At 50.6% G+C, this 24,001-nt stretch carries 20 protein-coding genes; 19 read left to right on the top strand and 1 reads right to left on the bottom strand.

The features are described 5' to 3' along the window. Window positions 1-8 precede the first annotated feature (8 nt). The 11 genes from DP091_RS12815 (at window position 9) to DP091_RS12865 (ending at window position 12,732) form a co-directional block, all read left to right on the top strand. On the top strand, window positions 9-1,277 hold the full coding sequence (locus DP091_RS12815; protein ID WP_113058666.1) for a M16 family metallopeptidase: 1,269 nt from the start codon (window positions 9-11) through the stop codon (window positions 1,275-1,277). Beyond that, entirely contained in the window at window positions 1,252-1,698 is a 447-nt protein-coding gene (gene dut / locus DP091_RS12820; RefSeq protein ID WP_181469793.1) for a dUTP diphosphatase, read from the top strand. Before DP091_RS12815 ends, dut begins: the two co-directional genes overlap by 26 nt. Before the next feature lie 240 nt (window positions 1,699-1,938). Beyond that, window positions 1,939-2,835 carry a dipicolinate synthase subunit DpsA gene (dpsA, locus tag DP091_RS12825; protein WP_071220128.1) on the top strand — a complete coding sequence of 299 codons (897 nt, stop codon included), beginning with the start codon at window positions 1,939-1,941 and terminating at the stop codon, window positions 2,833-2,835. Beyond that, complete coding sequence (locus DP091_RS12830) at window positions 2,836-3,426, top strand: dipicolinate synthase subunit B (protein WP_071220129.1); 591 nt, start codon at window positions 2,836-2,838, stop codon at window positions 3,424-3,426. It abuts the gene before it with no gap. A gap of 84 nt (window positions 3,427-3,510) precedes the next feature. Continuing rightward, on the top strand, window positions 3,511-4,557 hold the full coding sequence (locus DP091_RS12835; protein ID WP_113058667.1) for an aspartate-semialdehyde dehydrogenase: 1,047 nt from the start codon (window positions 3,511-3,513) through the stop codon (window positions 4,555-4,557). A gap of 70 nt (window positions 4,558-4,627) precedes the next feature. After that, the gene (gene dapG, locus DP091_RS12840) at window positions 4,628-5,842 is read left to right on the top strand and encodes an aspartate kinase (protein ID WP_113058668.1); all 1,215 of its coding nucleotides are present in this window, start codon (window positions 4,628-4,630) and stop codon (window positions 5,840-5,842) included. A gap of 105 nt (window positions 5,843-5,947) precedes the next feature. Continuing rightward, entirely contained in the window at window positions 5,948-6,829 is an 882-nt protein-coding gene (gene dapA, locus DP091_RS12845; protein ID WP_113058669.1) for a 4-hydroxy-tetrahydrodipicolinate synthase, read from the top strand. A 224-nt stretch (window positions 6,830-7,053) separates the two neighbouring features. After that, on the top strand, window positions 7,054-8,733 hold the full coding sequence (locus DP091_RS12850) for a ribonuclease J (RefSeq protein WP_113058670.1): 1,680 nt from the start codon (window positions 7,054-7,056) through the stop codon (window positions 8,731-8,733). A gap of 285 nt (window positions 8,734-9,018) precedes the next feature. Further along, window positions 9,019-9,777 (top strand): ClpP family protease, encoded by a 759-nt coding sequence (locus tag DP091_RS12855; RefSeq protein ID WP_373456924.1) that lies wholly within the window; start codon window positions 9,019-9,021, stop codon window positions 9,775-9,777. Then, window positions 9,774-10,016, top strand: a complete 243-nt coding sequence (locus DP091_RS12860) for a YlzJ-like family protein (RefSeq protein ID WP_113058672.1) — start codon at window positions 9,774-9,776, stop codon at window positions 10,014-10,016. Before DP091_RS12855 ends, DP091_RS12860 begins: the two co-directional genes overlap by 4 nt. Before the next feature lie 40 nt (window positions 10,017-10,056). Then, window positions 10,057-12,732 (top strand): FtsK/SpoIIIE family DNA translocase, encoded by a 2,676-nt coding sequence (locus DP091_RS12865; RefSeq protein WP_181469794.1) that lies wholly within the window; start codon window positions 10,057-10,059, stop codon window positions 12,730-12,732. 77 nt (window positions 12,733-12,809) lie between these two features. Here DP091_RS12865 and DP091_RS12870 read toward each other — a convergent pair whose 3' ends face one another. After that, the gene (locus DP091_RS12870; protein ID WP_113058674.1) at window positions 12,810-13,670 is read right to left on the bottom strand and encodes a helix-turn-helix transcriptional regulator; all 861 of its coding nucleotides are present in this window, start codon (window positions 13,668-13,670) and stop codon (window positions 12,810-12,812) included. A 192-nt stretch (window positions 13,671-13,862) separates the two neighbouring features. On the opposite strand from DP091_RS12870, the gene uxaC reads away from it, so the two are divergent. The 8 genes from uxaC (at window position 13,863) to ymfI (ending at window position 23,937) form a co-directional block, all read left to right on the top strand. Then, window positions 13,863-15,287: a glucuronate isomerase gene (uxaC, locus tag DP091_RS12875; protein ID WP_113058675.1), complete on the top strand. Its 1,425-nt coding sequence runs from the start codon at window positions 13,863-13,865 to the stop codon at window positions 15,285-15,287. A 3-nt stretch (window positions 15,288-15,290) separates the two neighbouring features. Further along, on the top strand, window positions 15,291-16,802 hold the full coding sequence (locus tag DP091_RS12880) for a tagaturonate reductase (RefSeq protein ID WP_113058676.1): 1,512 nt from the start codon (window positions 15,291-15,293) through the stop codon (window positions 16,800-16,802). Next, the gene (locus tag DP091_RS12885; protein ID WP_113058677.1) at window positions 16,799-18,313 is read left to right on the top strand and encodes a UxaA family hydrolase; all 1,515 of its coding nucleotides are present in this window, start codon (window positions 16,799-16,801) and stop codon (window positions 18,311-18,313) included. Before DP091_RS12880 ends, DP091_RS12885 begins: the two co-directional genes overlap by 4 nt. 44 nt (window positions 18,314-18,357) lie before the next feature. Beyond that, window positions 18,358-19,470 (top strand): glycoside hydrolase family 88/105 protein, encoded by a 1,113-nt coding sequence (locus tag DP091_RS12890; RefSeq protein WP_113058678.1) that lies wholly within the window; start codon window positions 18,358-18,360, stop codon window positions 19,468-19,470. Between the two features lie 191 nt (window positions 19,471-19,661). Beyond that, complete coding sequence (gene sleB / locus DP091_RS12895) at window positions 19,662-20,477, top strand: spore cortex-lytic enzyme (RefSeq protein ID WP_113058679.1); 816 nt, start codon at window positions 19,662-19,664, stop codon at window positions 20,475-20,477. Between the two features lie 125 nt (window positions 20,478-20,602). Next, entirely contained in the window at window positions 20,603-21,883 is a 1,281-nt protein-coding gene (gene yfmF, locus DP091_RS12900; protein ID WP_113058680.1) for an EF-P 5-aminopentanol modification-associated protein YfmF, read from the top strand. Between the two features lie 3 nt (window positions 21,884-21,886). After that, complete coding sequence (gene yfmH / locus DP091_RS12905; RefSeq protein WP_113058681.1) at window positions 21,887-23,167, top strand: EF-P 5-aminopentanol modification-associated protein YfmH; 1,281 nt, start codon at window positions 21,887-21,889, stop codon at window positions 23,165-23,167. Beyond that, entirely contained in the window at window positions 23,167-23,937 is a 771-nt protein-coding gene (gene ymfI / locus DP091_RS12910; protein WP_071220144.1) for an elongation factor P 5-aminopentanone reductase, read from the top strand. Before yfmH ends, ymfI begins: the two co-directional genes overlap by 1 nt. Window positions 23,938-24,001 lie beyond the last annotated feature (64 nt).

Below are 24,001 nucleotides of genomic sequence, written 5' to 3' on the forward strand. Positions count from 1 at the left end.
GGGCCCTCGTGAAAAAAATACAATTGTCTAACGGCCTAAGAGTGGTTATGGAGCAAATCCCGACAAGTCGTTCGGTTTCATTCGGTATTTGGGTGAAGACCGGATCCCGCAATGAATCGGAGGACATTAACGGGATTACGCATTTTATAGAGCATATGATGTTCAAAGGGACGGAGCGCTTTGACGCCCGTGCCATTGCTGAGGAATTTGATGCCATCGGCGGCAACGTCAATGCTTTTACGTCTAAGGAATACACGTGTTATTACGCCAAAGTGCTGGATGAGCATTTTCCGATTGCGGTTGACGTACTGTCCGACATGTTCTTCAACTCGAAGCTGGATGCGGGCGAGTTAGCCAAAGAGAAGAACGTCATTCTGGAAGAGATCGCGATGTATGAGGATACGCCGGATGATCTGGTGCATGACCTGATGTCGTTGTCGGCTTACGGCGATCACCCGCTGGCTTATCCGATTCTGGGTACGAAGGAACGGCTTGAATCGATGGATTCACAAGCGCTGAGAGCTTACATGGATAAACACTATACCATTGAGAATACGGTAATCGCTCTGGCAGGCAACATCAATAATGATGTGATTGAATTATTGGAGCGTCATTTTGGCGGTTTTGCCAATCACGGCAGCTCCGAGCCGCTGGCCGTGCCCGCCTTTTTGGACGGTGTTCAGTTCCGTAAGAAGAAAACAGAACAGAATCATATCTGCATGTCGTTTCCCGGCTGCTCCATCGGGGACGAGCTTCAGTATGCAATGGTCCTGTTGAATAACGCCATTGGCGGCGGCATGAGTTCTCGCTTGTTTCAGGAAATCCGGGAGAAGCGCGGACTGGCATACTCGGTATATTCATATCATAGTTCACACGCAGATAACGGGATGTTCACCATTTATGCGGGTACAGCGCCCAAGCAGACCAAGGAAGTCCTTCAGCTGACGACGGAAATGCTGCATGATCTGGCACAGAACGGGATGACGGAGGAAGAGCTGCGCAAAGGGAAGGAACAACTGAAGGGCAGTCTCATTCTAAGCTTGGAAAGCACAAGCAGCCGCATGAATCGCTTGGGTAAGAACGAACTGATGCTGGGCCGTCATTTCAGCCTGGATGAAATCATTAAGCGGATTGAACAGGTGGACATGAAGGATGTCGATGCGGTTCTTGACCGTATGTTTGGGACTCCATATGCACTAGCGATGGTTGGAACTTCAGATAAAGCACTGAATGTACTTAGGAGGAATGAATTTGTTGCACTACGTTCAAATCAATAGATTGCCAGGTAATGAAGATGTCAAACTTCCCGTGAAAATGTCCGAGCTGGCGGCAGGCTTTGACCTGCACGCAGCAGTTGCGGAGCCGGTGGTTTTGAACCCGGGCGAGCGCCAATTAATCCCGACCGGTTTTGCGATTGCCATGCCAGCCGAGCTTGAAGCTCAAATCCGCCCGCGCAGCGGACTGGCTTACAAGCATGGAATTACCTGCCTGAATTCTCCAGGTACGATTGATGCCGATTATCGCGGGGAAGTGAAGGTGCTTCTGGTGAATTTGGGACAAGAGCCCTTTGCGATTGAGCGTAATGAACGCATTGCCCAGATGGTGTTCAAAACCGTTCCGGCAGTAGAATTCATGGAAGTTGACGAGTTGTCCGACACCGTACGGGGTGCAGGCGGATTCGGTCATACCGGCAAGTAAACCCAATCATGGAACAGTTATCGGTATCATCATCGTTTTACAAAAAAACACCGCTCCGGCCAAGCCGGGCGGTGTTTTTTGCGTCAGCGTTCACGCTAAATGGATCCGGATCCGGCTTCGTCCTTCATAGCGGTATTTATTGCGTTAAGGCGGTAGTTTAATTGAAATGCGCTCACCACCCTATAGGCGGCGGCATAAGATGGTTTATACGTTGGTTAGAAGAAAGGAGCGAGGCCTTCCATGCTGACTGGAGTCCGGACCGTCTTTGTTGGAGGAGACGCAAGGCAAATTGAGGTCATACGAAAATGCGCTGAGATGGATGCCTCCGTCATGATCGCCGGGTTTGAGAAATTGCAGGATTCTTTTCAGGGAGTGACTCGCGAGCCGCTCACGCCAGAGCTGTTATCGAATGCCGATGCTCTGATCCTCCCTGTCGTGGGATGTGATGACGAGGGACGTGTCAGCGCGCTGTTCTCAGAAGGGCCATTGCGATTGCAGGAGGAACATATCGCAGCGATGCCCGGACATGGAGTGATCTATACAGGCATGGCGAAACCCTATTTACGCTCGCTATGTGACAAATATAAGATCAAGCTGGTAGAGATTTTGGAGAGGGACGATGTAGCCATCTATAATTCCATTCCGACAGCGGAAGGAGCGCTGATGATGGCGATCCAAAACACGGATTTTACGATTCATGGATCAACCAGCATGGTGCTTGGCATGGGACGGACAGGGTTCACCATGGCTCGCAGCCTGCAAGGGCTTGGTGCCAAAATTCGGATGGGCGTACGCAAATCGGAGCACTATGCCAGAGCGGAGGAAATGGGCTGGAAGCCCTTCCTGGTAAGGGATCTGGGTTCTTATGTGTCGGATATTGACTTGCTTTTTAACACGATTCCAACTATGATAGTCACAGCACAAATCATCTCGAAAATGCCTCGGGAGGCAGTCATCATCGACCTTGCCTCCGCACCTGGCGGATGCGATTTTCGCTATGCTGAAAAACGGGGTATCAAAGCCATGCTCGCACCCGGACTACCCGGAATCGTGGCTCCAAAAACAGCCGGCATCATTATGGCCAACACGCTGGTGGAGCTGATTTCTGAAGAAATCAAGATTCGGGGGGATGCGTAGATGAATTGGAATGGAATAACAGTGGGTTATGCCCTGACAGGATCGCACTGCACGCTTGAAGAAGTGATGCCGCAGATCCAGCGGTTCAAAGATGGAGGAGCAAATGTGGTGCCGATTGTGTCCAGCACCATCATGACAACCGATACCCGATTCGGCACATCGGAGAATTGGCAGAAACAGTTGAAAGATATAACCGGGAATGATATTATTTCTACAATTGTGGAGGCGGAACCGTTAGGTCCATCCAAGCTTCTTGACGTTCTGGTTATCGCCCCATGCACGGGAAACACGACCAGCAAGCTGGCCAATGCAATGACTGACAGCCCTGTTTTAATGGCAGCCAAGGCGCAGATGAGAAATTGCAGACCGCTGGTTCTGGCGATTTCTACGAATGATGGCCTTGGGCTGAATGCGGCGAATATCGCTAAGCTGCTTGTAACGAAAAACATTTATTTTGTTCCTTACGGACAGGATAATCCGCAGCAGAAGCCTAATTCGCTTGTCGCCAAAATGGATTTGATCCCGGAAGCATGTTATGCGGCTCTGGAAGGGAAACAGCTGCAGCCGATGATCGTAGAATATTCGCATTAACCGCGATTTAGCCTTTTGTAAAACAAGGGCAGCATAGAAATGTGCGACAGCCGCGGTTTCATTCATGAAGGGGAGTTTAGCCAGATGAACGAGCATTTTTATAATGTGGCCGTTGTTGGAGCAACCGGCGCAGTCGGGCAACAGATTCTCAAGCTGTTGGAGTCGCGTCATTTTCCGATTGCTCAGTTAAAGCTGTTGTCCTCTGCAAGATCTGCCGGTAAAGCATTGAACTTCAAAGGTCAAGCGATCCTTGTGGAAGAAGCAACCCCCGACAGTTTTGCAGGAATCGATATCGCGCTGTTCAGTGCGGGCGGCGATGTGAGCAAGGCACTTGCGCCACATGCGGTACGCCATGGAGCGGTATGCATCGATAACACCAACGCATTCCGCATGGATCCGGATAAAGTGCTTGTCGTGCCGGAAGTTAACCCTGAGAAGATTGATGAACATAACGGTATTATTGCGAACCCGAATTGCTCAACGATTCAGATGGTAGCAGCGCTGAAGCCGCTTCATGACGAATACGGCATATCCCGCATTATCGTTTCAACCTATCAAGCCGTTTCTGGCGCCGGACATCAAGCCATTGATGAAATGCTGCGCCAGAGCAAAGAGATTCTTGACGGCCAAAAGGTGCAGCCTGATATTTTACCTGTTGGATCGCTGCCTGTGAAGCATCAAATCGCCTTTAACGCGATTCCGCAGATCGATAAATTTACAGAGAATGGTTATACCTTGGAAGAAATGAAGATGGTCCGTGAGACCAAAAAAATTATGGGCGACGAATCCATCGAAGTGACGGCTACCTGTGTTCGTATTCCAGTCGTTAGCGGGCATTCGGAATCCGTGTACGTTGAATTCAAGAATGACTATGATCTGGAAGATGTTCATCGACTTCTGTCGAATGCACCCGGTGTTACGCTGGTTGACGATCCAGCTGCACAATCGTATCCGCTTGCTACGGAAGCCGTGGGGAAACCGGATGTATTCGTAGGAAGGCTTCGCCGCGATCTGGGACATAAGCGTGGACTTAACATGTGGATCGTTTCAGATAATCTCCTGAAGGGTGCAGCATGGAATGCCGTGCAAATCGCAGAAATCATCGTCAACAAACGGAACGGCCAGGCTTAGTAGCCGGCCGTTTCAGTCGGTCAGCCCGAAATTTACGTCTCCTGGGCATATACAAACGGAGGAATATTTTATGCGCATCTTAGTTCAAAAATTCGGCGGCACCTCATTATCCACACCGCAAGCAAGAACCCATGTTATTGGGCACATCCAGCGCGAACTGGCTAGCCACTACCAATTGGTCGTAGTCGTATCGGCTATGGGACGCCGTGGGGAGCCTTACGCAACAGATACTCTTCTGGACTGGATCGATCAGAATGGAAACGCGCTTCCAGACAGAGAGCGGGATTTGCTGCTCTGCTGCGGTGAGATTATCTCAGCTACAACGCTGTGCAGTCTGCTTCAGCATGAAGGGATAACCGCAACGGTGCTGACGGGTGCCCAAGCCGGATTTCTTACAGACGATCACTTCGGAAATGCACGTATTAAGGACGTAAAACCTGAACGGGTTTTGAAAGAGCTGGAGTCTCATCAGGTCGTTATCGTGACAGGTTTCCAAGGACAGACCGATTCGGGCGACTTTACGACGCTGGGGAGAGGCGGAAGCGATACGTCAGCTACCGCGCTTGGAGCCGCGCTTCGCGCCGAAATGGTTGATATCTATACGGATGTCAACGGTATTCTTACGGCGGATCCCCGCATCGTGGAAGATGCGAAACCGCTCAGCTATGTAAGTTATACGGAGATTTGCAATATGGCTCATCAAGGTGCCAAGGTGATTCACCCTCGAGCGGTAGAGATTGCCATGCAATCCCAAATCCCGGTCAGAGTGAGGTCAACCTTCTCGGATAATGAGGGAACACTGGTTACCCAGCCGGAAGGTTTCAGAGATATACAATCCGGAATCGTGGACCGCTTTGTGACGGGAGTTGCTTATGTAAGCAATATTACGCAAATCTCAGTGGAGTGCGATCGAATGGAAGGTCTTCAGCTGAAGGTTTTCAAATCGATGGCGGAACATTCCATCAGCGTGGACTTTATTAATGTTACCCCTGCAGGAGTCCTTTATACGGTATTTGACAGCGATTCGGAGAAGGCGATTGAAGTGCTGCAGAGCTTGAATTTGAAACCAAAGAGCTTGTCCGGCTGTGCGAAGGTATCCGTCATTGGCGGGGGCATTAACGGAGTTCCGGGCATCATGGCCAAAATCGTGGAATCCTTGAGCGAGCACGATATTCCGATTCTCCAATCGGCAGATTCGAACACAACGATCTGGGTGCTTGTGAAGAAAGAAGATATGGCTCAAGCGCTGCGCGCTTTGCATCACAAATTCGAACTTCACCGATAAGACCCGAGATGATCAGTTCGTTAAACGTTTGATAGGAAATACAATATATAAGATTACTTACGAAGGAAGCTCGCCCGTTAGGGACAGCTTTAAGGAGGAATCATTGTGGATTTCGGAAGATTAATTACGGCTATGGTAACCCCATTTGATCAGAACGGCGAGATCAATTGGGACGAGACTGCGAGATTGATTGAGCACCTGATTGTGGAACAGAAGTCGGACTCCCTTGTTATTGCAGGGACAACGGGCGAATCGCCAACGCTTCGCGAAGAAGAAAAGCTAGAATTGTTTAAGTTCGCAGTGAAGCAGGCGGATGGACGGAGCAAGATCATCGCAGGTACCGGGAGCAACGATACGGCACATTCTGCAGAATTGACGAAAAAAGCGGAAAGCTGCGGCGTTGACGGTATTTTGCTTGTCGCTCCGTATTATAATAAGCCGAACCAGGAAGGGCTCTACCAGCACTTTAAGGCGATCGCTGAGGCTACTTCCTTGCCTGTCATGCTGTACAACGTACCGGGACGGACGGGCATCAGCCTAAGCACGGCCACTACCTTGCGTCTGGCTGAAATACCGAACATCGTTGCGACCAAGGAATGTGCTTCGATTGACCAGGTTACGGGCATTGCGGCAGGGGCACCTGACGGGTTTATCGTATATTCAGGCGACGATTCAGCCGCACTGCCTGCCTTGGCCGTTGGTGCTTACGGAATCGTAAGCGTGGCCAGCCATATCGCTGGCGCCCGTATGAAGGATATGATCCAAGCTTATGTGGAAGGAAACGTGAAGGAAGCTGCCAAGCTGCATCAATCCTTGTTTCCGCTGTTCAAAGGCCTGTTTGAATGTCCTGACCCGCTTCCGAACCCGGCGGCGGTTAAATTCGCTCTGAATGAGCGGGGCTATCAGGTTGGCGGCGTCCGCCTGCCGCTCGTTTCTCCTAGCGAGAATGAGGCTGCATTTATCCGTAAGATGCTGTCTTCCCTGTAACCTGCGCACCCGCCATACTCAAGCCACGGCCTTCTACGAAGGCCGTGGCTTTCTTCGTTTTAAACCCTTCTGTTTCTGGGTATCCTATGGCTCACGAAGGTGGTTGACTTGTGTTTTCACTTTTTCATCATGTATAATGAATTCAAGTGACTGGGTGCGGTATTTTTTTGAAAATTAATATAACAATGGTACGACGTCCAAAACTATAGGAGGGTTAGATACATTTGTCTAAGAAAATAAGCAACGATAAACTATCGATTTTTGCCTTGGGCGGCGTCGGTGAGATCGGGAAGAACATGTATGTCATTCAATATGCCAATGACATCGTTGTCGTGGATGCGGGATTGAAGTTCCCAGAAGAAGATATGCTTGGGATTGATATTGTTATTCCTGATATTAGCTATTTAACGGAGAATCGAGACAAAGTGAGAGGGATTTTGCTGACTCACGGTCACGAGGACCATATCGGCGGCCTCCCTTACGTATTGAAACACTTGAATGTTCCTGTATACGGAACGAAATTGACGCTCGGACTCGTGGAAAACAAGCTCAGAGAAGCGAATTTGCTTGGTGAGACGAAACGGATTCTGATCCATGCGGATTCGGAAGTACAACTCGGAAACACATTGAAAGCGACCTTCTTCAAGACCAATCACAGTATTCCGGATTCCGTCGGAATCTGTATCGAAACACCGGAAGGCAATGTTGTGCATACGGGAGACTTTAAGTTCGACCATACTCCGGTAAATGACCAATATGCGGATCTGCAGCGTATGGCTGAGATCGGAAGCAAGGGAGTATTGGCTCTTCTGTCAGACAGTACGAACGCAGAAAGACCAGGCTTCACGCCTTCCGAGAAAAACGTGGGCATCGTGCTGGAAGATATTTTCCGCAAGGCCGAGCAGCGGGTGGTTGTTGCAACGTTTGCATCCAATGTGCACCGCATCCAACAGGTTGTCAACGCAGCCGAATCCACGGGCCGCAAAATAACGGTGATCGGCAGGAGCATGGTCAACGTGGTGTCCATTGCCTCTGAGCTTGGATACTTGTACATTCCGGACGGCATGCTGATCGAACCTGAAGAGGTTAACAAAATGGCGGCCGACAGGGTTGTCGTATTGTGTACAGGCAGTCAAGGAGAGCCGATGTCAGCGCTCACACGCATGGCACGTTCCACTCACCGCAAGGTGGATATTCTGCCAGGGGATACGGTTATCATTGCAGCGACGCCGGTTCCAGGTAATGAAAAATATGTCGGCCGTACGATCGATGAGTTGTTCCGTCTTGGAGCAGACGTGATTTATAGTGGATCCAATTCGGGTGTCCACGTATCGGGTCACGGCAGCCAGGAAGAACTCAAGCTGATGCTGAATTTGATGAAACCGCAATTTTTCATCCCTGTCCATGGCGAATACCGGATGCAGCGCCGTCACGCTCTGCTAGCAGAGTCCGTTGGTGTTGATCCCGATAACATCTTTATTACTGATATCGGTGAAATTGTGGAAATTCAAGGCGGCTCGGCCCGCAAAGCCGGCAAAGTAACGGCTGGCAATGTTCTGATTGACGGACTTGGCGTTGGTGACGTAGGAAACATCGTATTGCGCGATCGCAAGCTTCTGTCCCAGGACGGAATTCTGGTCGTTGTCGTTACCTTGAGCAAGCAAAACGGTTCCATCGTATCCGGTCCTGATATTATTTCGCGTGGATTCGTATACGTACGTGAATCCGAAGGGCTTCTGGATGAAGCCAACCGTATCGTTTCCAGCACGCTTCAGAAGCTGATGAGTGAAAACGTGAATGAATGGGCGTCACTGAAGACCAGCGTAAAAGACGCTTTGGGACGCTTCTTGTATGAACAAACACGTCGCAGACCGATGATCTTGCCGATCATTATGGAAGTCTGATACAAGATAACAACATAAATCAGGCACACAGTCGCCCCTTTTTCGCAGGTAATAATTGGACGGTTCCCGCGAAAAAGGGGCTTTTTATAGGTTACAATCTAACTTCTCCGAGTCTCTCGGTAGAAGTTTTTTTGTGGTTTCTTGCAATGACGACCTTATGCTGAATGCATCGGATGAGCATAAAATAGTCCCGTCATTTGCCATACTAAGGTTTAGCTATGTGTTGGTTGCAGCAGCTAGACATTAAGATAAAGGCAGGGATGCACAGTGGACAACGATCAATGGATGGCCGGCAGCAGAAAAGGAGAATGGACTGGTGAGACGGAGGCTCCACAGGTTATCCCCACCGAGGAAGCCAAGAAAGCGGCCGTGACGGAAACCATACAGCAGCTGGGACAGACGGGGCTTCCGACCGGCGGGGAATCGAACGTATTCTGCATGACGATAATTGGACAAATCGAGGGTCATATCGTGCTGCCGCCGCAAAACAAAACGACCAAATACGAGCATATGATTCCACAGCTCGTGGCAGCTGAACAAAACCCGCGGATCGAAGGCCTCTTGATCATTCTCAATACCGTTGGCGGTGACGTGGAAGCCGGACTTGCCATTGCCGAGATGATTGCATCACTCAGCAAACCGACCGTAACGGTAGTTATTGGAGGCGGGCATAGTATCGGCGTTCCGATCGCTGTAGCAGCAGACCACTCGATCATCGCGGAGAGCGCGACGATGACCATTCACCCGATACGCATGAGCGGATTAGTCATTGGCGTGCCGCAAACCTTTGAATACATGGAGAAAATGCAGGAGCGTGTCGTGCGTTTTGTGACGAGCCATTCGAGGATAACAGAGGAACAGTTTAAGGATCTGATGTTTAAAACCGGTGAATTGAACAGGGATATCGGTACCGCTGTTTCGGGTACAGACGCCGTCAAGTATGGCCTCATGAACGAAGTGGGGGGAATCGGGCAGGCATTAAGCCGGTTGAACAGTATGATTGCCGAACGTAAAACGATAAGCCCTGGGGGGATAACGCAATGATATGGTACAGCGTCATGCCTTTGGATCCGGCCGGTTTGCTGCAAGGAGAGACGGCAGCCGTTACGTCCAGGGAAATTCGGGTTGAAGGAATACTGATGGAAGTTGAACCGATGGCAGAGGATCAGGCGAAAATTGTCCGTTTACTCGACTGCGGGCTTCAAGATTATCTGAATCCACGCTATTCTCCGGGGGCAATGATTCGCTATATTCCGACTGTAGAAAATGAGGCTAAAGGCTGAAAACAGAACATAGGTACGCCACCGAATATTATGCTATAATATGGATTCGGGGGTGACACTTTTGGCAAAACGGAAAAGAAAGAAGAAGGCAGCTTTTGCAGCCATTTTGAAGTATGAAATTTATGGGATTGTATTGATGACACTTTCGGTCATTGCATTATCCGGAGAAGCACCGGTGGGGCGTTCCCTGTCCAAGATGTCGGGATATCTGCTGGGTAAGTATTATTTTATCATCCCCCTAATCGGCATCTATTACGGGTTAATGGTGATGATTCACCGAAAATGGCCCAAACGCTGGAACAGCAGACGCACCGGTGTCCTTCTCTTGGTATTATCGCTCAATTTAATGAGCAGTATTGCGGGTTTGGAGTCGAAGCTGGCCCCGATTGGACAATTGAATGCGTCAAATGCGATGAGCCAGATACATAGTGATTTGCAAGGCGAGCTCCTTCATGCCGGGGCAGATGATGGACATCACCCTGTCATGGGCAGAGACATCAGCGGCGGTTACATTGGAGCGTTGCAGTTTGCCTTTCTGTTAATGCTTTTTGGCAGCATAGGGGCTAAATTGATTGTGATTGTCATGCTGGTTATCAGCTTCATGCTGATCACCAACCTGTCCTATGTTGATTTAATGCGGATGTTCCGCGTGAGGGTTGTAAAGGCCGGGGAACGGATTCAGAAAAAAGTGAACAGCCAGCAGACCAAATCAAGAGCGGCAGCAAAATCAAGCGCAAAGGAACAACGTGTGCAGCTGCCGGAGGATCTGGATGAGGACGATGATCTGGATGATATGGAGGGCATGAGGTTGCCGCGCCGCAAAGCGCCGCAATTCTTCCAGCTGTTCGGCTCCAAAGGGGGCAAACGGGACGAAGCGGTGGAAGAGGCCCCGGATGCTGCGGATGAGGCGTCTCCGGTATTTACGGTTGGTAACGGACGTGGTGCTAAGGAGAAAGAGGAGGTCGTCCTGTTCAACAGACCGGTTCAACCGGAGGAGGAAGTGGACGTGATCTCTCCTGCAGTTGAATCCGTGCCTTCATCGCCGATTATTCGCGATTTCTTCGAGCAAGTGAAACAAGAAGGGCGTCTGGATGACGAGTACGATGATCACGAAGCCGTGATACCTTCGGCACAGGAGGAATCTCCGGGGGACACCGCGCGAAGTCCGGAGCCCATCGTTGGTGGCCTTGAAGCGTCAAATGGCGAGTTGAGTGGAGCTACACCTGCTACTACGGATAAAGGAGGGCAGGAGGGAGCAGCACCGGCAGCGCCGCCGGCTCCCCCGCCCAAGCCGTACAAGCTTCCTCCATTCCGGCTGCTATCCAAACCCAATAACGGCGGTAAGGGTGGAGACCAGAATGATTACATGCAGACAGCGCGCAAGCTCGAAGCGACGCTGGAAAGTTTCGGCGTTCGGGCCAAGGTGTTGGAGGTTGTTCGGGGACCATCGGTAACCCGCTATGAAATTCAACCGGACATCGGGGTTAAGGTCAGTCGGATCGTCAATCTGACCGATGATATTGCACTTGCGCTTGCGGCGAAGGATATTCGGATGGAAGCCCCGATTCCGGGTAAATCAGCCATCGGGATCGAAGTGCCGAACAACGAAGTTTCAATAGTTACGATGCGAGAAGTTATGGAGACGCCGACGTTCCAGGACGCGGAATCAAAGCTTTCGATTGCATTTGGCCGTGATATTTCAGGCCAGACTATTGTCGGTAACCTGGCACGGATGCCCCATCTTCTTGTTGCAGGTGCAACGGGCTCGGGTAAATCCGTATGCATTAACGGCATTATTACCAGCATTCTGTATAAAGCGAAGCCGGATGAGGTTAAATTCCTGATGGTCGATCCGAAGATGGTCGAGCTTAATGTCTACAACGGGATTCCGCATTTGATGGCACCGGTGGTAACCGATCCGAAGCGGGCATCCTTGGCACTTAAGAAAATCGTAGTTGAGATGGAGAAGCGGTATGAGCTGTTCTCCAAATCCGGAACGCGAAATATTGAGGGCTACAACAATCTGATGAAGGATAATTTGCCGGCAGTGTTACCGTATATCGTCGTTATCGTGGACGAGCTGGCCGATTTGATGATGGTTGCAGCCAACGATGTGGAAGACGCGATTACGCGACTGGCCCAAATGGCCCGTGCTGCGGGGATCCACTTGATCATCGCGACGCAGCGTCCGTCAGTCGACGTTATTACCGGGGTCATTAAAGCGAACATTCCGTCGCGTATTGCCTTTGGCGTGTCATCGCAGGTCGATTCCCGAACGATTCTGGATATGGCGGGGGCTGAGAAGCTGCTTGGCCGCGGGGATATGCTGTTTATGCCGATGGGCTCCTCCAAGCCGATCCGCGTCCAGGGAGCTTTCATGAGTGATCATGAAGTCGAGAATATCGTGGATTTTGTCCGGGATCAAGGACAGGCGGAGTATGACGAGTCGTTGGTGCCTGAGATAGAAGAATCCGCCGGCGCGGACGAAGAAGAATTGGATGAGTTGTATGAGCAGGCGGTGACTATCGTATTGGAAGCTAAACAAGCGTCCGTATCCCTGCTGCAGCGGAGAATGCGCGTAGGTTATACCCGTGCAGCGCGTCTCATCGATTCGATGGAGGCACGCGGGGTTATCGGGCCTTATGAGGGAAGCAAACCGCGGGAAGTGCTGATGTCCATGGAGCAATATCAGCAACAGCAGAATCGAATCAGTTAAGGGAGACGATCCCGCAACTTCAAACAAAGGAAGCGAACAACCGGACCGTTGGGTTGTTCGCTTCCTTTTTTGTTGGTTCACGTGATGCTATTCATTTTGCGGTATTTGCTTGCCGTCAGTTTCATGATTTTCTTAAAGGTTCGGTCAAAATGCGTCAGGCTTTCAAAGCCGATGGATTCGGCGATGTCGACGATTTTCAGGTCCGTATCCGTTAGAAGGCGCTGCGCTTCGCGAATACGGGTGAGGTTCAAATAATTGATGATCGTAAAGCCCGTAATTTCTTTGAATATCCGGGAGAGGTAGAACGGGCTGATATAAAAGGTTTCGGCTAATTGCTGCAGCGTGATTTTGTCTGCGTAATGGACGTGAATAAACTTAACGACGTCCGTGATTTTCTGATGGAGCGGATTCATGGAAGTGTGAGCAGGCAGCGAGGCGGAATGGGTTAACCGAGAGATTTTAATAAGTAACTCCGTAAGCAGCACCTGCAGCATGTACTCGTACGAAGCGGAGCTTTCTCGGATTTCATCGGCCATTGTATTCAAAATTTGCATGATGATCGCTTGCTCTGGAACGGTTAAACGCAGCAGTGGTCTATCCTGATTAAACATGCCAAACAATCCGGATGCCAGCAAGGGATGGCCTTTCCCCAGAAAAGAATCGCTAAAATTAATGACGATACGTTCATGTTCCGGATCGCCTTGTCCCGAGGTTTTATGAACGTCGAATTTATTGATGAGAATGAGGTCTCCCGCCTGGATGGTGTACAATTTTTCTTTTATAAAATAATGCCGCTCGCCTGTAACCAAATAGTAGATTTCATAGGTTCCGTGATAATGGTTATTTCGTTCAAAGGGCTTAGTGCGATGAATGCGATGGTAATAAAATTCCCCTTCTTCTTCTCCGTAGGTTACGGTATGGGTATCGCTGGATATCATAATCTGCCCCCGCTTCGTTTCAATTCATTCATGATCAGGTTTATTCTAATCCTTCAGTTATATTGTACCAATTTCTATTAAGCAAAACAAAGCAAGATATGTTGAATATGCCCTCAATTTAGCAATAATAGTGAAGAAATCCAACCGATGATGCTGTAGCATAGAGGTAAATCTACAGAGGACGGTGTTATCATGAGACCTTTTATGGATGAACATTTTTTGCTCAATAACGAGACTGCACGCACCTTATACCATGATTATGCAAAAGACATGCCAATCATCGACTACCACTGTCATCTGAGTCCGCAGATGATCGTTGACAATCACAGGTTTGAGAACTTGACCGAAGCGTGGATTAACGGCGATCACTACAAATGGCGGGCAATGCGAGCCGCTGGAGTAGAAGAGGCCTACATCACGGGCGGCCCGGGTGTGAGTGATTATGATCGCTTCTTGGCTTGGACGCGCACCGTTCCGATGACGATCGGCAATCCGTTGTTCCATTGGTCTCATCTGGAGCTGCAAAGACTATTGGGCATTCAGGATATCATTAATGAACAGAATGCTCCGAAGATATGGGAAGCGGCTAACAAGAGACTGCAAGACAATGATTTGACCACACGGGGACTGATCGTTACAAGCCGCGTAAAAGTGGTCTGCACGACAGATGATCCGACGGATAGCTTGGAATATCATATCAAGCTGGCGGAGGAAGGGGATGCCGGTTTTCAGATGCTCCCGTCATTCCGTCCGGACAAGGGACTGGAGATTAACCGGGAGACGTTCCTTCCGTGGGTGAAATTGTTGGCGGACCGAAGCCGGATGGAGATTACGGAGTATTCCGCATTCCTGAAGGCACTTGAGCAGCGGGCAGAGTTTTTTCATTCGGTTGGCGGTCTTGTATCCGATCATGCGCTGGATTACGTGCCCTATCAAGAGGTCACCGAGACTCAAGCGGCTGACATATTTCTGAAAGCGCTTAATGGCGAGCGGGTTTCCCGTAAGGAAGAGGAACAATTCAAAACGTATACGCTGCTTTTTCTGGGCCAAATCTACGCAAGACTCGGCTGGGTCATGCAATTTCATATTAACGCCCAGCGCAACAATAACACCCGGATGTTCCGACAATTGGGTCCGGATACCGGTTATGATTCCATTCACGATAGTCCAATCGCCGTACCGCTCGTAAAGCTGATGGATCGGCTTGATCAAGAGCGGTCACTTCCAAGAACGATTCTTTATTCGCTTAACCCAAGCGATAACGATATTCTCGCAGCGCTTATCGGCAGTTTTCAAGGCGACGGTATTCCGGGCAAAATCCAGTTCGGTTCCGCGTGGTGGTTCAACGATACCAAAGACGGTATGGTCGACCAGATGAGCAAACTCGGCAATATGGGATTATTAAGCCGATTTGTCGGCATGCTGACCGACTCGAGAAGTTTCTTGTCTTATACCCGTCATGAGTATTTTCGGCGGATTCTTTGCAATCTCCTCGGAGAGTGGGTTACACGGGGAGAAGCACCGGATGATCTGCCATGGCTCGGGGGAATCGTCCAGGATATTTGTTACAACAACGCCGAGAGCTATTTCCGATTTGGCCGGACGGAAGGGAGATAAGAGATGGATGCGAAAACAGACCGCGGCCGGGCATTGAGGTTGGTGGGACGCGATTCTTTACAGATACAACAGCGGCATGACCTGGATATGTTGAACCTTCCCGTTAAAGTGCTGCAAATAGGCGAGGGCAATTTTCTAAGAGGATTCTTCGATTGGATGATATATGAATGCAACCGGCAGGGTCAGTTCCAAGGGAGCGTGGCCGTCAGTCAGCCAAGACCTGGGGGAGCACGCAAGCTGGAGCAGCTTCGAGAGCAGGAAGGGATTTACGGCTTGTTGACCCGTGGCCTGCAGGATGGCAGGAAGATCGAGGAGGCGTTATGGATCCCGGTGTTCTCGGAGATGATTGACCCCTATGCGGATTGGGAGCATTTCTTGAGTGTGGCCGAGTTGGATTCCCTGGATATCGTAGTTTCCAACACAACGGAAGCGGGTCTCGATTATCAGTTTAGTGACTGGAATCCATCGGAAGCGCCGATGTCATTCCCCGCTAAGCTGACCATGCTTTTATATCGGCGTTATGAGCGTTATGAAGGCTCGCCGGACAAGGGGCTGATGATCCTCCCATGCGAGCTGCTGGAACGTAACGGGGATACCTTGCGATCGATTGTGCTGCGGCATGCGGAGGATTGGGGACTTTCGGCGGCTTTTCGAAGCTGGGTTGAGGAATGCAACCTGTTTCTGAACTCGCTTGTGGACCGGATCGTAACCGGATATCCGGAAGAGGCCGAGCGCTATTTTGACCAATGGGGTTATGAAGACCGATTGTTGAACACGGCGGAGCCCTATTATTTCTGGGCTATTGAGGGCGCCCCCTCATTGGAGTCCAGGCTGCCTCTGCAGTCGGCAGGACTTCAGGTAAGCTGGGTGTCCGATCTGACTCCGTACCAGGTAAGAAAGGTAAGAATCTTGAATGGAACGCATACGCTAATGGCTTCCATCGGCTTGCTTCACGGTTTCACTGTAGTGAAAGAAATCGCAGAGAGCATGGAATGGGGAGAAGATATTCGCAGCGCAATGCTGCAAGAAATCGCCCCCTTGGTGCCTCTCCCGCCGGAAGAGGTTACGGCTTATGCCGAAACGGTGTGGGAGCGATTCCGCAATCCTTTTCTTCGGCATAAGCTCCAGGATATTGCCATGAACAGCATCTCCAAATTCAAGGTGAGGCTTTTGCCAAGCTTAAAGGAATATGTCAGTTCGCACAATACCCCCCCAAGCCTCATAACTCGGGGATTGGCCTCTTTGATCCGTCTGTATCATGTCAAACAAGTAGAAGAGCAGTGGTACGGAACGCGTCTTGATGGTGAACAGATGCTGTTAAGAGATGATCCGGACAGTCTGAAGACATTCTATGAAGCGTGGCAAAAGGTAGAGGACGGGGAATGGAGTATACGTCAGCTTGTGGCATCCATTCTTGGCAATCAGGCTTTATGGGGCGAGGATTTGAACCGGATATCCAATCTTCATGAAGCGGTAAGCCGGTATATCGAAGAAATGGAGCTGATCGAGACATGAGCGACATCGTCATACTTCATCACAAGGATGACGTCGGTATCGCGCTTCGTCCGTTGTCGGCAGGAGAACATGCCATCGGGCTTCTGAACGGGAAGGAGCATGCGATCGAGGTAACCGAGAACGTGCCAAAAGGTCACAAGTTGGCTCTTCGATTGATAGAGCCGGGAAGCCATGTTTTGAAATTCGGCTATTCGATCGGATTGGCGAAGGAAGTCATTTTGCCGGGGAGATGGATCCATACCCATAATTTGAAAACCGGACTATCCGGTGAAGTGGAGTATCAGTATAAGCCTGGTGCAGAAGCAGCGGCTCAGGAATCACCGACGGTTATGGAGTCCCCAACGTTCCAGGGGTATATCAGGCCCAGCGGTCAGGTTGGGATCCGCAACGAAATTTGGATCATCAACACCGTCGGCTGCATTAACAAAACCTGCGAGCTGTTAGCGCGCATGGCTGGCCAGCAGTTTCAGGGGAGAGGCATTGATGGGGTTTATCACTTCCCGCATCCCTACGGCTGCTCGCAGCTTGGAGATGATCTAAGCCACACCCAGCGTCTGCTCTCGTCCCTAGCCCAGCATGGCAATGCGGCAGGCGTGCTTATTATCGGGCTCGGCTGCGAGAACAACCAGATCGATCAAATGCAGGCCATGATTGGCGAGCAGGACGGAAAACGGATCCAGTATATGCGTGCTCAGGACATGGAGGATGAATTGGAGGAGGGGTTGTCCCTCATCTCGGAGCTCGTGGATTATGCCGAGACTTTCAAACGGTCTGCGGTTCCTCTGTCCAAGCTGAAGATTGGACTGAAATGCGGCGGGTCGGACGGTCTGTCGGGCATTACAGCCAATCCGCTGGCGGGCCGAATAGCGGACACCATCACCGCTCACGGTGGTACTGCTCTTCTGACCGAGGTGCCGGAGATGTTCGGAGCTGAAACGATCCTGATGGAGCGGGCCGCCGACGAGCAGGTGTTTCAGGATATTACGCTGCTCATTAACAATTTCAAGCAATATTTCGTATCGCACGGACAGGAAATCTATGAAAATCCTTCTCCCGGTAACAAAGACGGCGGCATCACAACCCTGGAGGAGAAATCGCTGGGGTGTACTCAAAAAGGGGGAAATGCCATCGTATCCGATGTACTCCGTTACGGCGTCAGATCAACGAAGCCGGGGCTAAACCTGATCGAAGCGCCAGGCAACGACCTTGTATCGGTTACGGCCCTGGCTGCAGCGGGGGCCCATCTCGTGCTGTTCACGACGGGGAGGGGAACGCCGTTTGGCGGTCCGGTTCCCACCGTCAAAATCGCGACAAATTCCGAACTGGCCGCTCGTAAAAAGCATTGGATTGATTTTAATGCAGGTGCTTTGCTGGAAGGTAAAAGCATGGATGAGCTTCATGAGGAACTTATGCATCGTATTGTCCGACTAGCCTCCGGCGTTGAACAGACGAGAAATGAACGCAATGGCTTCCGGGAAATATCCATTTTTAAGGATGGCGTCATTTTATAGCGTGAGCTGTTGGAACATGAGTTTAAAAAAGAGGAGGAGCCTATATGTCCAATCCCATTCAGCAGCAAGAACAGTTGACCTTGTCACCCCTAGAACTTGGCACCAAGGCTTGCCAATCGATCATGGAAATGTATTCGCCGGAGCAGCTGCCGCCCGCAGGACGGTGGCATTATCACCAGGGTGTATTTCTGGTTGGGATGTCTCAATTATGGAAATCTAGCGGGGAATCAAAGTTTTTGGATTACATTAAGGGTTATGTCGATCATCTGGTGGATTCCAACGGGAATCTGCTGCTGGAGCGGGGGGAGCTGGATTCCGTTCAAGCGGGGCTGCTCCTGATGGAGCTGGATGCTGTATGTCCCGAACATCGGTATCGGGCCGCCGCGGATAAACTGCTCCGTCTGTTGTCTACGTTGAACCGGACCACGGATGGAGGATACTGGCATAAGGATCGCTACCCTTACCAGATGTGGCTGGACGGCTTGTATATGGGTGGCGTGTTCACGATGAAATATGCGCAGCAGTATAATAAACCGGATTTATTTGATGACGTGCTGTTCCAGGAGAGGCTGATGCGCTCCCATACGAAGGATCAGGCAACCGGGTTATTTTATCATGCCTGGGACGAGAGCAGGACGATGCCTTGGGCTGATCCGGTTAGCGGGCAATCCCCGGAATTTTGGGGACGCGCCTTAGGCTGGTATGCGCTGTCGATCGTGGAGTTCCTTGATTTACTGCCTGAGGATCATCCGGCGAGGGAAGAACTGGCTGTTGTGCTCCGTGAATTAAGCGAGGCGTTGGTGCGCTATCAGGATCCGCTTACCGGGCTGTGGTATCAAGTTATAGATAAAGGGGAACGGGAGGACAATTGGCTGGAAACCTCTTGCTCCAGTCTCTTCATATATACCTTGGCCAAAGGGATTCGACTCGGTTATCTGGATTCATCCTTGATTTCCCATGCAAGACATGGATATAACGGCCTGGCTCAAGCCGTATATATGGATGGTCAAGGGCAGCTTGTCATGCCCAAGATCTGCATCGGTACAGGTGTCGGCGATTATAAACATTATGTGGAAAGGCAGCAATGCGAGAATGACCTTCATGGTGTTGGGGCGTTGGTCATGGCGTGCGTAGAGCTTGGCAGGATATATGGATAAATCCGTGGACGAGCGCTAAATCAATTCCGAATAATCAAGAGCTGTTCCTCTGAGGAACAGCTCTCTTTGTGCTGGGCTGGTGTGCTGTCTTCGTTCAGTCCTCTCGGGAACAGGTGCATAGGAAACTGGCAGGCTTGTCATAATAACGGTAGCGAGGCTTGTTAAACCACAAGAGAAAGGTAGAGCGCAGCATGAAAAACTCAAGAATCTGGATTCTAATAAGCATTGCGATTCTGTTGTCTGCCGTTGTCTTCGCTCAGGGAGGCCTGGAAACAGATCATTCGAATCTTCAGGAAGCTTTGCCAACCTTTAGCCAACAGACCATCAAATTTGGTTCTACCGGCGAAGATGTGTATGAGCTGCAAGGCCGTCTGAAACACCTGGGCTTTTATCATGGGAAAATTGACAGCGTATTTGGCTCCAAAACCCAAGGAGCCGTTAAATGGTTCCAATCGGAGTTTGGCATGAAGGTTGACGGTATCGTAGGACCGAAGGTCAAGCTTAAACTGTATAATGCAACCAAGGATTTCCGTCCGACCGCTCCGAAGCTTCATGAAGGTGGAGGCGGTGCAGCGGCCGGTGGTGGTGGCGGAGGTTCAGCAAACAATGAAAGCGGCAATAACAACTTAGCCTCATCTGATTCAATGGGCCTTTCAGAGAACGATTTGAGAATCATGGCGAATGCCGTGTATGGCGAAGCGCGAGGAGAGCCGTTCGAAGGCCAGGTTGCCGTAGCGGCGGTTATTCTCAACCGGGTAAAGTCACCAAGCTTCCCGAATACGCCGCATGGGGTTATATTTGAGCCGAGAGCCTTTACCGCGGTAGCCGACGGTCAAATATGGCTTGAACCGAACGAGCAGGCGAAGAAAGCAGTACAGCAGGCGCTGAGCGGTTGGGATCCGACAGGAGGCTGCCTGTACTATTTCAATCCGAAAACGGCCACCTCGCCATGGATTTGGACTCGCCCTCAAGTCAAAACCATCGGTCAACATATCTTCTGTATGTAAGCCGCAAACAACAGCAACCGGGGCCTGTCTTCGGTTGCTTCTTCACTTTGCAATGAGTTAGAATGAAAGTTATCGATGAAGTAAATTTTGGCAACGACAATCCATGATGTAAGGGGATATGGACCTTGACGAAAACGGAATTTGAACACGGTACAGTCGGAGGAATTCGGATTCACGTATTACCGACTAACCGATTCAAGACATTTGCGATATCGCTTTACGCCGGAAGTCCGTTAGCAGAAGAAACCGTGACCTCGACCGCGCTTACACCTTTTGTGCTGCGCAGAGGGACCGTTTCCTACCCGGAAACGCGAGCTTTCCGAGAACAGCTGGAGCAGCTGTACGGCGCCGGATTTGGATTTGACGTGTATAAACGCGGCGATTATCAGATCGTGCACTTCCGCATGGATACGATCAATGACTCTTTTGTTAAGAGTCCGGAGAGCCTGCTGCGCTCTTCCTTTGCTTTTTTGGGCGAAGCTTTCACCCAGCCCGTGTTAGAGAATGGAGCATTCCGCAAATCTTATGTACAGACCGAGAGAGACACGGTTCGCAAGAAGCTGGAGTCCATCGTCAATGATAAGATTCGTTACGCTGCGGAGCGCTGCATCGAGGTTATGTGCAAGAACGAACCGTATCGGCTGCATCCGTTAGGCGAACGGAAGGATCTTGACGGTATCACGCCGGAAGGCTTGTATGAGTCCTATCAGAACTGGCTTAATGAATCCGTTCTGGATCTGTATGTGGTTGGCGATACGAGTTTGGATGAGGTGAAGAAGCTCGTAGAGGAGCATTTTAAACTGAACAGAACAGCAAGCAAGGATTATGTTCCATCCTCCACGCGAACGGCAGCGAGCGGGACGCAGACGGTCGTGGAGAAGCTGGACATTAATCAAGGCAAACTCAACATGGGTCTGAGAAGTACCATTACTTACGGAGATGATGAGTATGCCGCCGCGCTGTTGTATAACGGGATTTTGGGCGGTTACCCGCATTCAAAGCTGTTCGTTAACGTGAGGGAGAAGGAAAGCCTGGCGTATTACGCGTCGTCCCGTTATGACGGCCATAAAGGAATTGCAACCATCCAGTCCGGCATCGAGGTTCAAAATTTCGAGAAGGCTGTCCAAATTATTCAACAGCAGCTCGATGACATGTCCAAGGGTGCCATTACGGATATCGAAATGACCCAAACGAAAGCCATGATCCGCAACGTCATTAAGGAAATGCAGGATTCGGCCTTTGAGATGATTGCGTATGATTTCAACCGCACGCTGTCGGGCCGGGAACGTACGCCGGATGAGCTGCTGCAGCAGGTGGAAGGCATTACAGTGGATGATGTGAAGCAGGCGGCTTCGGCATTTTCGCTGGATACGATCTATTTCCTGAAAGGTCAAAAGGAGGAATAGCCGGTGGAGAGCATTCATTATGACAACCTGCAGGAAACGCTGTATTACGAAGTGATGGATAACGGTCTGCACGTGTATGTGCTGCCTAAACCCGGCTTCCAGAAAACCTATGCGACCTTTGCAACCAAATATGGTTCGGTGGATAACCATTTTAAGGTTGAAGGCGAGTCTGAAACTCGCGTTCCTGATGGCATTGCGCATTTTCTTGAGCACAAAATGTTTGAGGAGCCGGAAGGCGATATTTTTGCCAAGTTTGCCTCGAACGGCGCCTCGGCGAATGCCTTTACCAGTTTTGACCAAACGGTGTATCTCTTTTCTGCGACGGAGAACATCCATGAAAATTTGGAGACGCTGATCAATTTCGTGCAGAACCCTTACTTTACCGATCAGAACGTGGAGAAGGAAAAAGGGATTATCGGGCAGGAGATCAACATGTACCAGGACAATCCGGACTGGCGCGTATACTTCGGTCTTATCGAAGCGATGTACAAGGTGCACCCGGTGCACATCGATATTGCCGGTACGGTGGAATCCATCGGAACGATTACGAAGGAAGATCTGTACACGTGCTACCATGCGTTTTATCACCCGAGCAACATGCTGCTGTTCGTGGTGGGCGGCGTAGATCCTGTTGAAACGATGAACCTGATCCGTTCGAATCAAGCCGGGAAATCGTATGAGAAGCAAGGCTCCATCGAGCGCATATTCGATCCGGAGCCGCAGGGAGTTGAAGAGAAGCGGCGAGAGAGCCGGCTGGCCGTATCCCTGCCGAAATGCCTGTTCGGCTTCAAGGAGAAGAAGGTCGGTTTAACGGCAGAGGAGCAGCTGCGCCGAGATTTGACGACCAAGCTGATGATGGACCTCCTGTTCGGTTCCAGTACGGAATTGTATCAGCAACTGTATGACGAGGATTTGATATCCGACAGCTTCGGCCATGAATATAACAGTTCACCCCAGTATGCGTTCTCTGCGGTGGGCGGAGACACGAAGGATCCGGACCAACTTCTGGAGCGCATCCGCACTGAGGTGGATAAGCTAAAGGCAACCGGATTCCAGGCATCCGATTTTGAGCGTGCCCGTAAGAAGAAAATGGGCGGATACTTGCGCATGCTCAATTCCCCTGAAAATATTGCTCATGAATTCACTCGCTATCAGTTCCGGGGGGCGGATTTCTTCAAGGTTCTACCGGTTTATGAATCCATTACCATAGATGATGTAAACCGCCGTCTACAGGAGCATATCGACTGGGATCAATTGGCCGTATCGATCGTTGTGAGTCCGTAATGAAGCAAGACATGGGAAGAGAATTGAAACCGATCGGGGAAATGACGGTACTGATCACGGGTGCCAGCAGAGGGATTGGAGCGGCTGTTGCCGAGCGTTTTGCTTCGGTACGCATGAATGTCGTTATCCATTACATGAATTCGCATGAAGCGGCCAATGAAGTTGCCCGCCGCTGTATGGCCTATGGTGCTAAGGTGTTAACCGTATCCGCGGACCTTCGCGACAAAGAGCAAATATTGCGCATGAAAGAGAAGCTTCAGAGTCATGATATGGAGCCGGATATCCTGGTTAACAACGCCGGGGTATCCCATTACGGGCTCCTGTCCGACGTGACGGAGGAGGAGTGGGACACTTTGATGTCCATTAACCTGCGAGGGATGTTTCTGTGTTCCCAGGCGTTCATGGGGCGTATGATCTCCCAGCGATTTGGCAGGATTATCAATGTGTCCTCGATCTGGGGATTATCGGGTGCCTCCTGCGAAGTATTGTATTCAACAAGCAAGGGCGGCGTTAACGCTTTTACGAAGGCCCTTGCAAAGGAGCTTGCCCCATCAGGCGTGACGGTGAACGCCGTTGCGCCCGGCGCGGTGGATACGTCCATGCTGGGGCATCTGGAATCGGATGAGATCCGCATGCTGGAGGATGAAATTCCGGTCGGCAGATTGGCTCAGCCGGATGAGATTTCATCCCTGGTGTATTTTCTGGCGCTGCCCGAGTCGGGCTACATTACCGGGCAAGTGATCAGCCCGAATGGCGGTTGGGTGACCTGATGGACATTCGTGGTGCAATTCACCACTCATAAGGGATTGGTTACGGGGACATATTACTATTGTT

The organism is Paenibacillus sp. MDMC362 (genome assembly GCF_003269305.1).
GTDB lineage: Bacteria > Bacillota > Bacilli > Paenibacillales > Paenibacillaceae > Paenibacillus_AQ.

Coding starts and splice junctions, on each gene's coding strand:
- DP091_RS12865 (WP_181469794.1), top strand. CDS start 10,057: ATGGATTCGGGGGTGACACTTTTGGCAAAACGGAAAAGAAAGAAGAAG.
- DP091_RS12880 (WP_113058676.1), top strand. CDS start 15,291: ATGGATGCGAAAACAGACCGCGGCCGGGCATTGAGGTTGGTGGGACGC.
- DP091_RS12885 (WP_113058677.1), top strand. CDS start 16,799: ATGAGCGACATCGTCATACTTCATCACAAGGATGACGTCGGTATCGCG.
- dapG (WP_113058668.1), top strand. CDS start 4,628: ATGCGCATCTTAGTTCAAAAATTCGGCGGCACCTCATTATCCACACCG.
- uxaC (WP_113058675.1), top strand. CDS start 13,863: ATGAGACCTTTTATGGATGAACATTTTTTGCTCAATAACGAGACTGCA.
- dpsA (WP_071220128.1), top strand. CDS start 1,939: ATGCTGACTGGAGTCCGGACCGTCTTTGTTGGAGGAGACGCAAGGCAA.
- DP091_RS12860 (WP_113058672.1), top strand. CDS start 9,774: ATGATATGGTACAGCGTCATGCCTTTGGATCCGGCCGGTTTGCTGCAA.
- DP091_RS12855 (WP_373456924.1), top strand. CDS start 9,019: ATGGCCGGCAGCAGAAAAGGAGAATGGACTGGTGAGACGGAGGCTCCA.
- DP091_RS12870 (WP_113058674.1), bottom strand. CDS start 13,670: ATGATATCCAGCGATACCCATACCGTAACCTACGGAGAAGAAGAAGGG.
- DP091_RS12835 (WP_113058667.1), top strand. CDS start 3,511: ATGAACGAGCATTTTTATAATGTGGCCGTTGTTGGAGCAACCGGCGCA.
- DP091_RS12830 (WP_071220129.1), top strand. CDS start 2,836: ATGAATTGGAATGGAATAACAGTGGGTTATGCCCTGACAGGATCGCAC.
- DP091_RS12890 (WP_113058678.1), top strand. CDS start 18,358: ATGTCCAATCCCATTCAGCAGCAAGAACAGTTGACCTTGTCACCCCTA.
- sleB (WP_113058679.1), top strand. CDS start 19,662: ATGAAAAACTCAAGAATCTGGATTCTAATAAGCATTGCGATTCTGTTG.
- ymfI (WP_071220144.1), top strand. CDS start 23,167: ATGAAGCAAGACATGGGAAGAGAATTGAAACCGATCGGGGAAATGACG.